Origin of the sequence: Bacillus sp. SD075, from assembly GCF_017355165.1 — a bacterium.
In the GTDB taxonomy this organism is placed as follows: Bacteria; Bacillota; Bacilli; order Bacillales; family DSM-1321; genus Peribacillus.
This window is the reverse complement of sequence record NZ_JADILK010000068.1, coordinates 1-16506: the sequence shown is the minus strand read 5'-3', so window position 1 is coordinate 16506 and position 16506 is coordinate 1. Positions and strand designations below refer to the sequence as shown.

General features: G+C 39.5%; 14 protein-coding genes. 4 read left to right on the top strand and 10 right to left on the bottom strand.

Annotated features, from left to right (window positions below):
* Window positions 1-182: 182 nt before the first annotated feature.
* From IOC57_RS24125 to IOC57_RS24115, 3 genes are all read right to left on the bottom strand, one after another.
* Entirely contained in the window at window positions 183-1436 is a 1254-nt protein-coding gene (locus IOC57_RS24125; RefSeq protein ID WP_207441072.1) for an MFS transporter, read from the bottom strand.
* Window positions 1437-1889: 453 nt separating this feature from the next.
* Window positions 1890-2771: a mechanosensitive ion channel family protein gene (locus IOC57_RS24120; RefSeq protein WP_207441071.1), complete on the bottom strand. Its 882-nt coding sequence runs from the start codon at window positions 2769-2771 to the stop codon at window positions 1890-1892.
* 21 nt (window positions 2772-2792) lie between these two features.
* A complete protein-coding gene (locus IOC57_RS24115; protein ID WP_207441070.1) occupies window positions 2793-3185 on the bottom strand; it encodes a sporulation protein in 393 nt (130 codons plus the stop codon).
* 818 nt (window positions 3186-4003) lie between these two features.
* Between IOC57_RS24115 and IOC57_RS24110 the strand changes: the two genes are divergently transcribed.
* Window positions 4004-4537, top strand: coding sequence for an IseA DL-endopeptidase inhibitor family protein (locus tag IOC57_RS24110; RefSeq protein ID WP_207441069.1), 534 nt, complete (start codon window positions 4004-4006; stop codon window positions 4535-4537).
* A gap of 177 nt (window positions 4538-4714) precedes the next feature.
* Here the strand turns inward: IOC57_RS24110 and IOC57_RS24105 are convergent, their stop codons facing one another.
* From IOC57_RS24105 to IOC57_RS24090, 4 genes are all read right to left on the bottom strand, one after another.
* The gene (locus IOC57_RS24105) at window positions 4715-5707 is read right to left on the bottom strand and encodes an HAAS signaling domain-containing protein (RefSeq protein WP_207441068.1); all 993 of its coding nucleotides are present in this window, start codon (window positions 5705-5707) and stop codon (window positions 4715-4717) included.
* Complete coding sequence (locus IOC57_RS24100; RefSeq protein WP_207441067.1) at window positions 5694-6041, bottom strand: PadR family transcriptional regulator; 348 nt, start codon at window positions 6039-6041, stop codon at window positions 5694-5696. Before IOC57_RS24100 ends, IOC57_RS24105 begins: the two co-directional genes overlap by 14 nt.
* Window positions 6042-6201: 160 nt before the next feature.
* Window positions 6202-7548, bottom strand: coding sequence for a GntP family permease (locus IOC57_RS24095; protein ID WP_207441066.1), 1347 nt, complete (start codon window positions 7546-7548; stop codon window positions 6202-6204).
* A gap of 4 nt (window positions 7549-7552) precedes the next feature.
* Entirely contained in the window at window positions 7553-8698 is a 1146-nt protein-coding gene (locus IOC57_RS24090) for a glycerate kinase (RefSeq protein WP_207441065.1), read from the bottom strand.
* A 300-nt stretch (window positions 8699-8998) separates the two neighbouring features.
* Between IOC57_RS24090 and IOC57_RS24085 the strand changes: the two genes are divergently transcribed.
* Window positions 8999-10093, top strand: a complete 1095-nt coding sequence (locus tag IOC57_RS24085; RefSeq protein WP_207441064.1) for a CdaR family transcriptional regulator — start codon at window positions 8999-9001, stop codon at window positions 10091-10093.
* Window positions 10094-10236: 143 nt separating this feature from the next.
* Entirely contained in the window at window positions 10237-11844 is a 1608-nt protein-coding gene (locus tag IOC57_RS24080; RefSeq protein WP_207441063.1) for an FMN-binding glutamate synthase family protein, read from the top strand.
* A 90-nt stretch (window positions 11845-11934) separates the two neighbouring features.
* On the opposite strand, the gene IOC57_RS24075 is transcribed toward IOC57_RS24080, so the two are convergent.
* The 3 genes from IOC57_RS24075 to IOC57_RS24065 all read right to left on the bottom strand — a co-directional run bounded on the left by IOC57_RS24075 (window position 11935) and on the right by IOC57_RS24065 (window position 15095).
* Complete coding sequence (locus tag IOC57_RS24075) at window positions 11935-13161, bottom strand: MFS transporter (protein ID WP_207441062.1); 1227 nt, start codon at window positions 13159-13161, stop codon at window positions 11935-11937.
* 201 nt (window positions 13162-13362) lie between these two features.
* The gene (locus tag IOC57_RS24070) at window positions 13363-14301 is read right to left on the bottom strand and encodes an MBL fold metallo-hydrolase (protein WP_207441061.1); all 939 of its coding nucleotides are present in this window, start codon (window positions 14299-14301) and stop codon (window positions 13363-13365) included.
* A 200-nt stretch (window positions 14302-14501) separates the two neighbouring features.
* Window positions 14502-15095, bottom strand: coding sequence for a branched-chain amino acid aminotransferase (locus tag IOC57_RS24065; RefSeq protein WP_207441060.1), 594 nt, complete (start codon window positions 15093-15095; stop codon window positions 14502-14504).
* Window positions 15096-15269: 174 nt separating this feature from the next.
* On the opposite strand from IOC57_RS24065, the gene IOC57_RS24060 reads away from it, so the two are divergent.
* Window positions 15270-16388 carry an NAD(P)/FAD-dependent oxidoreductase gene (locus IOC57_RS24060; RefSeq protein WP_207441059.1) on the top strand — a complete coding sequence of 373 codons (1119 nt, stop codon included), beginning with the start codon at window positions 15270-15272 and terminating at the stop codon, window positions 16386-16388.
* The last annotated feature ends 118 nt before the right edge of the window (window positions 16389-16506 follow it).

Genomic DNA, 16506 nt, shown 5'->3' with positions numbered 1-16506 from the left:
TGACCGCCCGCGGAAAGCGAGTGCCTGAAGTGGAAATCAACGTCCAAATTTGTACAAGCAAAAAAAACTGTAGACAAACTCGATTTTCATCGAGTTTGTCTACAGTCTGATGCAGCCGAAGTGGCTGCTTTTCTTTAGGTCCTATGGCTATAGCTGTATTGAGGTGACACACCGCAAGATCCTTACGATTGAACTTCCAGGGGTTGTGTTTCGGCCTTTTGATTGTACAATGGCAAAATGAAAAACATTCCTAGAATAAAAAAGAAAGCGGCGGTTTCAAATATGGCGACGAGTGAAAATTGCTCTTTCAAAACACCTGCCGCACTCATGGTCAACACCATTGACCCTGTGAATAATGGGCTTAAGATTCCATTGACCCTTCCGATGAACTCGCCTTCGGTCCTCTGCAATATCAATGTATTGATCCCAATTTGAATACAAGGCAGCATTAGGCCATTAAAGAACTCGGCAGTAAGTGTAATCCAAAGATTTGTCGAAAGTCCCATTACCGCCAATCCAAGTGCATTCACAAGCATTCCGAAAGCCAATAATCTCTGAGGTGCCACCTTTTTGGCGAAAATCATCACCCCAGCTCCACCTAAAATCATACCAAACCCATTCACCATAAATAACCATTGCAGATTTTCCTTAGGCAATCCTAGTTGTTCTGTAACAAGGAATATAGAGAGCGGTTGAATGAAGCCCAATCCGAGCCCGGCTGCCAGAAAACATAAACCAAGCAAACTTAGTTCTTTTTTTCTCAATACATAGCTAACTCCGCTTTTCATTTCCTGCCATAAAGTTGTTTTTGCGGTCTCTTCATTCTGTTTGCGATCTTTTGGAAGAAAGGCGAGTGCGCCAGCTGAAAGGAAAAATGCCGCGCCAGTAATCGCAATCGAGATATTGATCCCAAATGATTGGAAGGCAAATGTACCGAGAATCGGACCTAAAACCATAAATACTGCGAAGACGGTCTGATAAACAGACATCCCTGTTTGAATTTGACTTTCAGGCAAATGCATCTTAAATAGCTTCATGCCTGAAGGCTGTGAAAATTGAGAAAGTATCGCCGAAATCAAAGTTGCGAAGAATACCATTTTCCAACTGCCGAAGATAAGTGAGATAAGCACAGCAAAAACGGATATTGCACTTAATATATCACACCAAACCATCGTTTTTTTCGGACTCCAGCGGTCAGCAAACGTCCCTCCAATAAATGAAAAAATAAAAATGGGTGCGAACTCCGCTACTGATATCATGGAAATGGCAAAGGCATCCCCGTTTGTCTTTTCCATGACGAATAACAAAACTGCAAAATTCCGTACCCATATCCCTATTTGTAAAAACAAGCCTGAAAAGATGATCGCCTGGAATACCCGATTTTTAAATATGTTAGGTTCCTTATTACTTAAAGTTACAGACGTGTTTTCCCCCAATATAAAAACCTCCTGTGAAATATCTGGACAGGAGGCAGTACAATACAAATTTAACAGAGCAAAATATCCCCATTGGACGGAACACAATGATCTTTGTTTGTATTTTAATGTACAGACTAATCCTATCCAGAAAAAAGTTCGTATTTAGCACGCATTTTTTCTTAAAGAATAGGATTAAATGATCATTGTTTTAAGGTCACCCTTCCATTTTATGTTAATTTCATAATAATCCATTTAATTTGATAAATCAAGGTGAAATCTATAAAAATAAAACATTTTTGGGGTAGTGTTGATCGACTTATTTAATAAAAAAGCTTCCTTTAATCGAAACCCCTTTAATATCCTTAAGTTCCATGGAATGTCGCTGAGTATGCTTCTCCTCTTTGTTACCTTTTCCATCACTTTTTTCATGACCTTTTCCCGGATTACCTCAAGCGAGTGTATTTCTTTTTTTCAATTATCCACTATACGTTCTTGATTAGGTTTGCCCTGTACAAGCAAATGGGCAGAGGGCATTAGAATTTGATGTTCATGTAAAGCTGTCATTATTTCAAACCTCACTCTTCTCGCCGTTTCAAAGTAATGTTCAGGTTTAACAAGTCCAACTAAGCATTGTTCAAAACCAACATATTTAAGGTTTGGATTTAAATCCGTAATGCCAATGTATCTGAAATCCTCTTCAGGTGTGCCATCCTCAAGCCTTAGAAGGGTTTCACCATACTTCTCATTGCAAATCAGGCATATATCTTCCATCAGCCGTTTTACCTTTTCGGGATTTTCTTGATAACTTACTGTGATGCGTTCAATGATTCGCATTCTCCCTTTATTAAAGTTTTGAATTGTCCGGATTTCACTGTGTGGGATGGTCAGTAATTTTCCTGACCATTCCCTGATTTGCATGAACCGGATACCGATTTCCTCTACGGTTCCGGAACTTGTCCCATTGAAGCTCACAAAATTCCCAACTCGGAATTCATTATCTGACAGCCTTACAAATCCCAATAAGATATCCTTAAGCATTTGCTGAGCCGCAAATCCAATAACGACCCCTACAATACCAGCTCCCGCTAAAATTCCTTTAAGGTCTATAAACTGACCAATCAGATAAATGAGGAAAAGCGCGGAAATGCCGTACCTAAGAGAAGAACGAGTCACTCCCTGTATTGTTTTTTCGACTTCTTCCTCAAAAAAATTGGACCTTCTAAAGAACCATTCAACCATTTTATTCAGAATATAATATACCGCCAATAACAGTAAAGCCAATATTAAAAGCCTCAATAATAAAAATTCTTCCAAATAATCCATAGCAAGCTCAGTAAATTTCAAGATATTCATGTTCCCACCTCCCTTTCCACTTTACTCAGAATCGATTAAAATCCAGTCATCATCCTTGCCTATTATCCCTTTATCAAGTATCAGTCTCGTTTTAAGTCGATAGGAAGCCTCCCGCTTATATGGCTCCTTCAATGTAGGAAGACAAAAGTTAAAAGGAATTTCATTACTTTCCCCTGAATTTATTTCTCCTGAAGATAAGATGGTGCTCGTTTTAAGGATCTCTTCCATTCCGGTAGAATGAGTATCCATAATTAAATCACATTCGATCCTCCTTATTCTTTGCTCCAAGGTACCACCTTTAATCAAGAAATACCCAATTATGCATTCGCCAGATTTATACGTATTTTTCGGGAGGATTAAATCTATTTGTGCAGAACCTATCCCTAAAAGTAATAATGATTTTCTAAGTATCAAAGAATACACTCCATTTATATTTATTTGTTTTTCTATTAAACCCACATGTTTATACATTTCCTTAAGGGCTTCATGATCCGGACTACAAAAAAACCTTTACCATTTTGGTAAAGGTTTATTAAAAGAAAATAGACCTTTACCCAATAGGTAAGGTCTGGCTAACAACAATATGCTGCCAACAACACCGAGAGCAAAGAACTCCGTAATGACGACATTGTTGTAAAAGCTACTCCCCTTTTAAAGAACGTATTCAAGTATATAAATTATAATACGGTAGAATTGGAAAGTTTGTCAAACCTTTATATTTTATTATTTTCGGGCTGGCCCGGGAAATTCGAGTACTTTGTACATATATTGATATTAATGAAAGGCTCTTTTCGTAAAGATTATTGTTTTTAAAACGAAACTATTTAGGGTTGATTGGAGCGGAAAGCGAGCATCTGGAGGGGAAATCAACCACACCGCACTACTTAGTAAATAGCAACAAAGTATGCGAAAACAGCCTAATGAAAATATATTGAATTAACTTGTCCCGTTATTGCAAAAGAATTAACTGCTGGGTTTTAAATAGGCCAGTTGGTGGAATATGAAGTATGTAACAGCCATTGCCCTTCTATTTACAATTCGGTGAACGTTCCATTCATAAGAATAAAGTGAACAAACTATGTATATTTAATGGAAAACAAAAAATATATTTTGAAATTAACAATATTTCTCTTTTAATTACGCAAATCTTACTGTAATATAAACGTAACAATTGTAATAATAATTAAACTTTCGTTACATAAGTATCCTATTAGGGATGGGGGAGAAAAATAATGAAAAAATTTTCAGGTATGCTATTATCCATTATCATTTTATTATTCATATTAAGTGGTCAGGTTACCGCAAAAACGACATCACAGAATTTGTCTGACGCAAATGCATTAAAGATAGCCGATAATGCCAGCAAACATTTTTGGAATGCATTACATGGGTACAAAACCCGTTCATGTTCACAAAAAACTTTCAATTATAAAGGGACCGTATATTCATACCTTTGCCAAGAGTTTAATACAAAAGATAAATTGACTAACTACTTAGCAGAGACTTTCACTAATAATGCAGTGGAAAAAGGCTTGACCAAATATAGTTACATTACCCATAAAGGGAAATTAGCCCGTCCAATCGGAGACGGCGATAGCATGTTAGAGTGGAGAAAAGCAAAAATTAAATTGGTCTATCAAAAACTAAACGTTAGATCCTACAATTTAATTGTACCTACAGTCGACGGTGATTCAGTAAAAAGAACGGTTACCTTTTATAAGTCCGGATCCACGTGGAAAGTCAATCAGTTCGATGCAGTACAATAAAAACTTGGTCTAAATGTTACGCCTCATGTGAAATATAGTTAGTTAATAACTATATTTCACATGAGGTGTTTTTCTGTTTTCCCTTGTATCTTGAGAAATAATCCTACTAACTAGTATCCATTCACTTTTCACTTAACGGAACTTTCAAACAAAAAAACACAGCTAGAATGCTGTGCCTTAACGGATTTTTGCCTTACGGAAGCCTTGATAGGAATCATAGGCGGCAAAAAAAATAGTGATTAATATGAGACCCCAGTAAATTGAGGTTTTCCATTCATCGATTGTAAACAGTGTATTTTGGTATGCAATGAATTCCGGGTTCAATAAATTAGGATTACGGATGATGATGATGAAAGTCAGAGTCGACAACAGCTGATATATAGCATGGAATAAAGCTAGTTTAAAGGTCCATTGTCTTAAAAATAATTTGTAAATAGCCAAGAGCATCCCTATGATAACGACGCAAGATACCGGCAGCCAATAGGAATTCAATACCTCCTGATTGAAAGTAGGTGTCACGAAAATGAGACTGTCATTTCTTTTTTCATAGACGCCTAAGAGGTTTGCTGCATTGAAATAAAGGGCCATGAATACTGAGAGACCTAGCAAACTTGCAAAAATCTCGATCATAGGAACAGCTTTTTTCTTTGAAATATTGGGAATATCCTTCAGGTTTTCCGGTGTCCATGGTTTCAAGTCTTTTGTTAAAGGGGAACTTTCTTTTGAAGTATCCAAGCGTTCTACAATGACAAACGAAAGCGTTAACCAGAAAAACACTTGGATACCTGTATTGATGATACTTGCAATCCCTTTCCCGATTATGGTGAAAACCGCCTCCATAACCGTACTCCCTCCCATATCCCGAAACGGATTATCCCCTACTAATGCGATCAGTGAAATGACTGCAGCGATTGGTAAAATCATTTTCAACAGACTGATATACATATCATAATAACGCGGTCCAATCAGATGCATCGGCCGGTCTCGATAACCACTTGCCAGTGTAACCGGATCTCCTAATTTTAACAGAGCCGCTTTCACGTCTTGCTCCGTATGATCCTCCGGAAGCATATCTTCGATTGTAGATTGAAGCTCAAGTGCAATATCCTCCCGGTTTTTTTCTGGAAGCCTTCGGGTCACTTCCTGAATATAAAGTTCAATCAGCTCCATCTTCTCCCTCTCCTTTTAACAATATAAAAAGCTCTTGAGAAGTTTTTTCCCATTCTTGCTTTAACTGAATGAAAACTTTTCTCCCATAATCACTTAAAGAGTAGTACTTGCGCGGTCTACTTTCAGAAGTATCCCAGCTGCTGGTCACCAATTCTTGTTTTTCCAGGCGGCGAAGCAAAGGATATAAAGTACTTTGATCAATGGCAATTCCCGACTTCTCTAAACGCTGGACAAGCAAGTACCCATACTGAGGGGTTTTGAGCTGACTTAGAACAGCTAACGTCAAAGTGCCTCTGCGCAGCTCTGTGGTTAAGGAATTCAGTAAAGTGCTCATCCAATCACCTCTTCTCTATACTATGTGACGTACACCATACCCTATACTATGCATCATACACTATTTTAGTTCTTATAACACCATGAAAATGAAAATAAATTCAAGTTTAAGCATAAAAAAGAGAAGCGTTTCACGCTTCTCCGTTTATCCATTATTGATCTCACACAAGAATGACCCATAAAATCATAGTCGTGATAATCGTGACTACTCCTTGTATTAAGGTTGCCATTGTTTGAGCTTTATAGGCATCCGTCACTTTCATTCCGCTAAATTGGGTGACCACCCAGAAGAAGCTATCATTCACATGGCTTACAGTCATCGCACCTGCTCCAACTGCCATGACTACCAGTGCAAGTGGAACAGCTCCTTCAATACCCAACGTTGGAAGCATGGGGGCAATCAAAGATGAAGTGATGACCAGGGATGCTGTGGAAGAACCTTGGGCGGTTTTCAATCCAGCAGCAATGAGGAACGGGACCAAAAGGAATAAGGAACCGCTAAAGATGCTGCCCATATCCCAACTTTGGATGATATCTGCAATTCCCGTATTTTTAATGACTGTACCAAATGCTCCGCCCGCCCCGGTGATCAATAAAATGGGCGCGGCATCCAATAAGGCTGCTCCTATCCAGTTTGTCAATGTTTCTTCATCGTACTTAGGCAGCAATGTCAAAGCGGAAATTACTCCGACAAGCAATGCGATGACCGGCTGGCCCAAGAATACGAAAAATGCCGCGATCCCCCCTTCTGTACCAATTAGCGTTAATACCGAACTGGCTCCAATCAGGACAATCGGTAAAACGATCGGTAAAAATGCTTGAAAGGCAGAAGGCATCTTTCCGAATGAACGGACAATTTCATCATAATCGTAATCAAGGTCACTTCGGTCATCTTCAACCTCTATCTTGGTCGCTACTTTCATTGACCAAATATAACCAGCAAGTGCTGCTGGAATGGCCGTAATAAGACCAAGCAAAATGACCGTCCCTAAGTATCCATCCGCACCGATATTCCCGGCAGCTGCTATTGGTCCGGGAGTTGGAGGCACAAGTGTATGTGTCGCATACAAACCAGTTGCAAGCGCAACTGACATGGAAGCAACAGCTACTTTTGCTCGTCTTGCCAATGCTTTTCTTAAGCTCGATAAAATAACGAAACCTGAATCGCAAAAAACGGGTATGGATACGATAAAGCCTATCATACTCATGGCAAGCTGCGGTCTTTTAGGACCGACAATCCTCAATACGACTTCAGCCATTCGTAATGCGGCCCCGCACTTTTCCAAAATGGTTCCGATTATTGTACCGAAAACGATTACAAGTCCAATGCTCGTCATCAGGCCGCCAAAACCGCCGTTAATATTCTCGACGATTTGATCCAGAGGCATTCCAGAAGCAAAACCCACAAATAAAGTACCTAATAGAAGCGATAAGAACGGATGCAGTTTGAATTTAGTTGTCGCAAAAACAATTAAGAACACACCAATGGCCAAAACAATAAATAACATATGATTACCCCCTATTTTTAATCGCTGCAAAAAAAGTCCGCATTACTTGCTCAGCTGAAACTTCCAACAATTCAGCTCCTCTTTCCATAGCTTCCTTTAAAGACATAGGAGCGTTCACCAAACTATGAACACTAGTTATTCCATGGTCATATAAAACTTCAATACCTGTTCCGAGCGATCCAGCCAAAACAAATACGGGAATACCATGTTTTTTGGCTTCTTGTGCAACTCCCATCGGTGTTTTGCCTGAAGCGGTCTGGTAATCGATTTGGCCCTCACCGGTAAAGACACAATCGGCATCGGACAATTTTTCACCTATTTTCGTATACTCCATAACAATATCGATGCCCCTTTTTGTTTCTGCACGGAAAAAGGCTTGAAATGCACCTCCAATTCCACCTGCTGCACCAGCACCTGCTTTATCATGCAAGTGTATGCCTGTTTCGATTTCCACCAAATCAGCCCATGATGATAAAGCTTTATCAAGCATTTCAACAATGGCAGGGGTCGCCCCTTTTTGAGGTCCGAATACACTTGATGCCCCATGGGGACCGACTAATGGATTTTGGACATCCGAGGCTATCAAAAAGTCGGAATCTGCTATTCTGGGATCAAAATCCTCCGTATTAATTTCTGATACCCGCGATAACTCGGCACCTCCGAATCCCAGCGGTTTACCCTCCTCATCAAGTACCCTCATTCCCAAAGCCTGTAGCATCCCAACACCGCCATCATTGGTAGCGCTTCCACCAATCGCTAAAATGAATTTTCGGCAGCCATCATTCAATGCTTTTTGAATAAGCTCCCCTGTCCCGTATGTAGTAGTGATCAATGGATTCAATTCCTCTTGATCGACTAGGCATAGACCAGATGCACTGGCCATTTCGATCACACATGTTTCCTGATCGCCCAAGATTGCATATGCTGCCTGAACGTCTTGAAGTAAAGGCCCTTTAACAGTCACTTCAACTTTTCGCCCATTTGTAGCTGTAACAAGGCTATCCATTGTACCTTCCCCCCCATCCGCTAGAGGGACCAATACTGTCTTCACATTCGGCAGTACCTTCCTGACTCCTCGTTCGATTGCTTTGGAAGCTTCTGATGCTGACAAACTTCCTTTATAGGAATCTGGTGCAATAACGATTTTCATGCTCAGGTCCCCTTTCAATATATTTTAATATTAATTTAATTATAATCTTCGGAAATATTTTAATCATCGGTTTCTCTATACGAAAATTAGTATGACATATTTGATTTTTTTGGCTATACTGTATAAAAAATGATCTTAAAGAAAATTTTCTGTTATTTTACCAATTTCCTAAAGTATTAAATAGCTAAATGCTTAATCTATCGACCATCCCCTATTCCATGATCAATCATAGCCTGTGATGACTATTCTGTTTTCGTAAACTGGATAACCAAATAAAAATACCCTAGAAGGATGACTTGTATGCTAACCCGAGAAATTGCAATGGAAATTGTCAAACAAACCACCAATAGACTTAACAGAAATATTAATATAATGAATGTTAAAGGAACCATCATCGCTTCCGGAAATCGTGAACGCATCGACCAATTGCATTTTGGAGCAATGGAAGTACTGAAAACAGGAAAGCCTTTAATCATTCACGAAAAGGATCGTCATCAATGGGCGGGTGTCCTTCCAGGAATTAATTTGCCTATTAATTTTCAAAATGTAATTATTGGCGTTATCGGGATCACCGGTGATCCGAAAGAACTATTGGAATTCGGGGAATTGGTGAAAATGATTACGGAAATGATGCTTCATCAAGCCTTTATGGCGGAACAACTCGAATGGAAACAACATTTGAAGGAATTGGTATTTGAAGACTTACTAAAGGAAGAGATCAATCAGTATTCGATTGATCAGAGACTTGAGCTGATTGGAATGAAATTAGAACCTCCCTATCAGGTGGGGGTGATGGAAATGAAATTAAATCCGTTAAATAAGAGTGAGCTGATTCAAATGATGGAAACTGTTTTTGGCACACAACACGCCCTTATTGGGTTTCTGAATGTGAATCGAATTTTCATTCTCACTATGGCGCTTACTGAAAATAACATCGACCAAAGACTAGATACAGTCATCAAACAATTAAAAGCAAAAGGCTTTGTTATACGAATCGGTTTGGGCTCTCTTGTGGAAAAGGAATCGAACATTTGCCACTCTTTCCGAGAAGCTGAATCAGCCCTAATACTAGGGGAAGCCAATCAAGCTTTAACGATATATACTGATGTGGAAACAAAGGCACTCTTGGAAAGGATAGATGAGCGGACGAAACAGCAATTTCAGGAAAGAATACTAGGCAGGTTATCGGAAAAGTTGATCGAGACACTGCAACAATTTTTCCTTAGTAACTTAAATATTGGGGAATGTGCAAAAAGAATGTATATCCATCGTAACTCCCTTATATACCGATTAAAAAAAATCAAGGAAAGGACCGGATATAATCCTCAAGAGCTGCATGATGCCATAACGTTACAGTTAGCCATTTGGATAAGCCAATCGAAAAGGGGGAGTTGAAAAGATGCTGTAAGTACAAGATTGCCTAATTAAATTATTTCGTTCTTTCCCTATTATAGCCTTGCGTTTGTATTCTGTATAATTGATCGAGTTACCGAGTAGATTAACAATACATGAATTTTTTGCATACCAGGAGGGATTGAATGAGCGGCATCGCAAACCTTTTTATTATCATTGGATTTACCGTTATCTTCGTCATCATCATTGTCTTGGTTTTTCTATTACTTTATATGATTTTCTTTGACCGTACGCAGAAGCATCATGCAATTTTAAGAAACTACCCCGTACTTGGAAGAATACGTTACTTCCTGGAAAAAATCGGGCCTGAAATGCGGCAATATTGGTTTAATAGTGATAACGAAGGAAAACCCTTTTCCCGGGATGACTATGAGCATATGGTGAAAAGTTCAAAATATTTACGGGATGTCATAGGTTTTGGTTCAAAGCGGGATTTTGATGAAGAAGGCTTCTTTGTTAAGAATAGCATGTTCCCAAAATTAGCCGAAGAAGAAAAATATGATCGAGAAACAAAAGTGACGACTAAAAGATACATACTAATGAAAGATCCACTTTTCTCACAGCGAGAAGAAAAATGGGGAGATGAAGTATCCTCTGCATTTTTATTGAATGATGAAGATGCCGTGATCATCGGCCCAAACACTAAGAATCCCTTTCGTGTAAAAGGTCTTATCGGCATGTCCGCCATGAGTTATGGTTCTTTGGGGAAAAACGCAATCACTGCCCTTTCTGAGGGATTGGCTGCAGCAAAAGGAACGTGGATGAATACAGGGGAAGGCGGCCTTTCTCCTTATCATTTAAGCGGCGGTGTCGATATAATCATGCAAATCGGCCCGGCCATGTTTGGTGTTCGTGATAGTGTCGGAGAAATGGATTGGGATGAGTTAAAAAGAAAAAGTGAAATACCAGAAATCAAAGCTTTCGAAATCAAATTGGCCCAGGGTGCCAAAACACGCGGAGGGCATATCGATGCTGAAAAAGTGAATCCAGAAATCGCTGAGATCCGGAAGGTCGTTCCGTACAAAGCGATCGATAGTCCGAATCGGTTTCATCAATTCAATGACGTGAAATCCATGTGCGATTTTATCGAAAAAATCAGGGACCATACTGGCATTCCGATTGGCATCAAAATGGTCATTGGCGGCAATGACAGTGTTGAAGAGCTTGCAAGCTACATGAAAGAATCCGGTAAAGGTCCGGATTTCATTTCATTGGATGGCGGTGAAGGAGGCACGGGCGCTTCTTATCAGGAATTGATAGATAGCGTTGGATTGCCGCTAAAATCCGCTTTGCCGATTTTAGTATCGACCCTGGAAAAATACGGTGTCCGCAATCGCGTTAAAATCATCGCCTCCGGTAAATTGTTCACGCCTGATAGAATAGCGATAGCTCTAGCCATGGGAGCCGACCTTGTTAACATAGCAAGAGGTTTCATGATTGCCATTGGCTGTATACAGACGATGAAATGTCAATCCAATGCTTGTCCTGTCGGGGTAGCAACCACTGATCCGGAATTGCAAAAGGCACTTGTCATCGATGAAAAGAAATATCGTGTGGTCAACTTTCTCGTTACTCTTAGAAAAGGATTATTTAGAATCTCAGCCGCCGCTGGTTTGGATTCGCCTATCCATTTTCAACCTGGGCATATTAGCTATAAGGACGATAAAGGAATCGTCACATCCCTTGAAGATATCATGCAAGAAGTTAAGGGACAAATAGGAGCCAGGCAATGAAAAAACCACCGTCCAAGTTTGATCGGCGGTGGTTTTCTCTTTATCAATCCATGAATTCATTATAGGCTGATGTAAAAGTTCCGCAATGTATCAGGCATGTAACCGAATATCCCCTGTCTCCACTTTCCCTTTCCCAATCAGCTTTTCATAGCGATAATAAACATAAGCTGCAGCTATAAAACCAGTTACAGACAGGAGGGCATCAAATATGAAGATGATTGATATATTCCCACTTTTCGACATCCACCCCGTTACAAGCGGCATAACTATAGAAGCCAATCCAGCAGCTGTTGCCACGATACCGGTCACCGTTCCTTTTTTCCTCCAGAATAATTCCGTCATTATCGTAATGGCTAATTGAAAGATCCCCGCAGTGGAAAGTCCGATGAAAAATGCTGTGATCGAAACGACGACCGGTACCTTTACCAAAAGGATCGTAAGGATTGAAATAAAAGTTATGATCGGATAGATCATGATAACCGTTATTGGCCGGACGATCTTTTTTAATAAAACGGATAAAACCAATACGGAAATAAGTGCCCCTAAACTATAATAACTTATCAATTTAATGGAACTGGCCATCGGCATGCCCACAGCCTGTTGACCATATGTCGGAAGCCAAATCTGTGAAACAGTGAATAATCCTGTTGATGTGAATCCGATAATCACGAGTGCAAATCCCTCTTTACGTAATACCGGTTCTGAAATGAACTTCTTGCTCCCGTTACGATCATCCACTCGTTTTTCCTTGTTCATATTCGAACTCGGGAAAGAAACCGTGAATAAAAACATCAAGTTCAATAGATAAATAGCAGCAGGAATAAAAAATGCATACCCATAAAACATCTCATGATTCGAAAAAAATAAAATCATGAATGGGAGAATAAATGCTCCAGCAGACATGAATGCTTTCACCAGTACACTGGCAGAACCAGCAGTTCGTGGGAAAAGCTCTGTTAACCCAGGATATGAACCGGCATCCATTGACGAATTAGCGACACCTGCAAGGATAGCGAAAACAAAAGCCAAATGATAATTTGACGATAATGGAATACCGATCAAGAAGATGCCCATTCCTAATGATGAAGCGATAATTAATGGTTTTCGCCCGATTTTATCTGATAAATATCCCGTAAAGGCATATGTAAGTAATTTCCCCACCCCTATAGCTGCGATAATATAACTTACTCCGGCATTATCTGTATCCCATTGCTCCGTTAAATACGGCATATTCGAGGCGAGCATGATATTGACCATTCCTAACAGGAAATAATTAATATACACTCCTGATGCGGTTTTCATATATGTGTTTTTCATCTCAAAACTCCCAACCTTTTTTTCAGTAATTCTCCATCAATTCAATATTCATAAGAATCTAAAAATAATCATAACATTTTTTCATTTTAAGTAAACAAAACCTCTTCACCTTATTCCTTAACTAGTATATAGACAGTGGAACTTACATTTTTAATGCAAAAAAAGCTCATATGACATGAGCTAGAATCAATATTCAATATATCAAATGGATTGATAATACCATATGCCATCACGTTTAAACTTTCTGCATTGGTCATTCAAAAGAAGAAATTCAAGATGAGCCAATGTTTCACCCACGGCAAACCTGGTTTCGTGAATGGGCAGATTTCCAAATAAGATATGGCAAGCATTTTTTACAGAAATCGGTTCTTTCATGTTTTCATGAATTACTTGCAACCGGTCCTGGTGGTGATCCAGCAATTCAGCAATTCTTTTATTAGCATTTTGAAAAGGTTTCCCATGTGAAGGTATGACATATTCAACGTCCAGCTTTTGTATTTTTTTCAAAGAAGTAAAAAACTCTTCCAATGGGTTACCAAAACCTTTAAACCAATAAGAAATATTTGGAGATATCCTGGGCAATATATGATCTGTCGAGAAAAGGACACTTTTTTCCTTATTGTATAAGGAAATCAGGCCATCAGAATGCCCCGGGGTGAAAATCACTTCATACTCATATTTGCCAAAATGCAGCTTCATTCCTTCTTCAAGATGATGAGTTACGGTAGGATAGGGTTTTACTTGTGGCATGAACCCACTTTCGTCACTGGATAAGGCAACGGCTACATCGAGTTCCATACCACATGCAATATAATTTTCTTTAAGCAGATTCAGCGAATCCGCTTCCCAATACGAAGTTCCCGCATGTTCGTCCACTTGTGTCATCCAAACATCCGCACCGGTCAGTTGTTGTAATGCCCCTGCATACCCGAAATGATCTGGGTGATAATGTGTGATGATAATATCGGTAATATCGTGTTTTTCGATAATTGGGGTCCATAAATCCCTTGTCGTTTTATTATTTAATCCCGCATCAAGGATTGTCCACCCTTTTTCACCTTCTGCCAGGAAACAATGGACATGGTCCAACCTAAAAGGCATTGGAATGGTAACTTGAGTAACTTTCAATTCATTCAGCAAGTATAACTTCCCCTTCCGATGTAACTTTTCATTTCATGCCAAATACAATCAAAATAAACCGATAAGTATGTTAAATAAAGGTATATCATTAATCAATTCGACGAATTCTTTCAAGTTCCTTTAATCAATATCCAGAGGGGGCATTGGTTAACTCAAGAAAATAAAAAAACCGTCATTAATATGAATGACGGCACCTCTTTTTACATACCTTCCTCGATTGTTTGAACAAGGATAAAAAGAAAGTGATAGATTAAATTAAAAGCTTCTTCCAATGACATGTCTTCACGAAAACCCTTTATGTTATCCAAGGCAAAATTCACATCCCATAACCCGTCACCCTGGTTAAACATTAAGCTGAACGATCCAATTCCTTCTTGAAGTTCCTTAGATAAATACGTTTTTAAAGCTTCTCCCATTTTTTTCTGGAATTTCAATCCGAACATCGCATTATATGTACCGAAAACATCATCCACTTCAAACGAAAGTGCCTCAACACCGATTAATTCGAACCAATGTGATTCAAAGTAAAGGAATTCATCTTTGTTTTTTTTCAAATACTCGATCGGTTGTGATAAAAATGAAGAGTTCTCTTCAGAGATTAATTCTTCGCTCTCTTTATTACTACGCTCCATATAGGCATCTGTAAAACGGAAAGCATTTTCTTTTTCCACTATAATGATATCATCGGCAATTAATTTATACTTTTCTACATAATCCTTTTCTTCCTTAAATAACTCAACCTTTTTTTCGATTACGGATTTTGATATGTATGATTCCATTTGTTTTTTTAACATGATATGTCCTCCTAGTATCTTTTCAAGCTCTCTCAATTTCAATCATAGCATATTCACTATCGATAAAATAACTTTGTGAACAAAAATACAATATCGGTTGTGGCAATCAATTCGTGTCTTCGATATAGTAGTGGTATGCGTTTATACATATGAGAGAGAAATGAGATGTTGAATATGCAAAAAATCATTGTAGTTGGTGCCGGCATTTTGGGAGCTTCCACTGCCTACCAGTTGGCTAAAAATGGGGCTGAAGTGATCATTATCGACCGCCAAGACGTCGGGCAGGCAACCTCAGCAGCTGCTGGGATCGTTTGCCCGTGGATATCGCAAAGGCGAAACCAAGCTTGGTATCTCCTTGCCAAAAATGGGGCGGCTTTTTATCCCGGTTTAATTGAAGAACTTGAACGGGACGGGGAAACCGAGACTGGTTATGCCCAAGTCGGGGCCATAAGTTTACATACAGATGAAGATAAACTGAATGCCATGAAGAACCGGGCGGCAAAACGGAAAGAAGATGCTCCGGAGATCGGGACGATCACATTACTTTCCACAGAGGAAACAAGTGCTTTATTTCCCCCTCTTTCCAGTCAATATGCATCCGTTCACGTAAGTGGTGCCGCGCGGGTCGATGGACGCGCGCTACGTGATTCCTTATTGCGCGCCTCACAAAAAAACGGGGCAAAACTTATGTATGGCGAGGCTATACTTTCATATAACGGTGCACAAGTGACAGGTGTAACACTTGGAGATGAATTCATTCCTGCTGATAAAGTGATTGTTTGTGCTGGCGCTTGGGCACCGGAATTACTGAAACCACTGGGCGTGAATTTTCAAGTCACTTTCCAAAAGGCTCAAATCATCCATCTGGAAACGCAAAATGAAAATACGAATAATTGGCCTGTGGTCATGCCTCCCAGTGATCAATATCTTTTGGCTTTCGATGATAATAAAATCGTTGCTGGGGCGACTCATGAAAATATGGAAGTATTCGATAACCGAATGACCGCAGGAGGACTGCAGGAGGTTTTCAACAAAGCCTTGCAAACCGCTCCCGGTTTGACAGATAGTACATTTGTTGAAGCAAGGGTCGGATTTCGTCCTTTCACGCCCGGATTCCTTCCGGTCATGGGTCCTATACCTGGCTGGGAAGGCATAATCGTAGCCAATGGTCTCGGGGCTTCAGGTTTAACAATGGGCCCCTATTTAGGCTCCCTTTTGGCAAAACTAGCACTTGATAAAAAAATCGAAATCGATATAGAAAATTATGATGTAAGAGGTGCACTTTTCACATAACTTACAAATCTCTACCTAATGGCTGAATGATGAAAGTCGACTGATCTGAATAGGACCATCAGTTTTTTCAGATGGTCCTATTCAGAAAAAATCAAGGACCATAAATGGGTCCTTGATT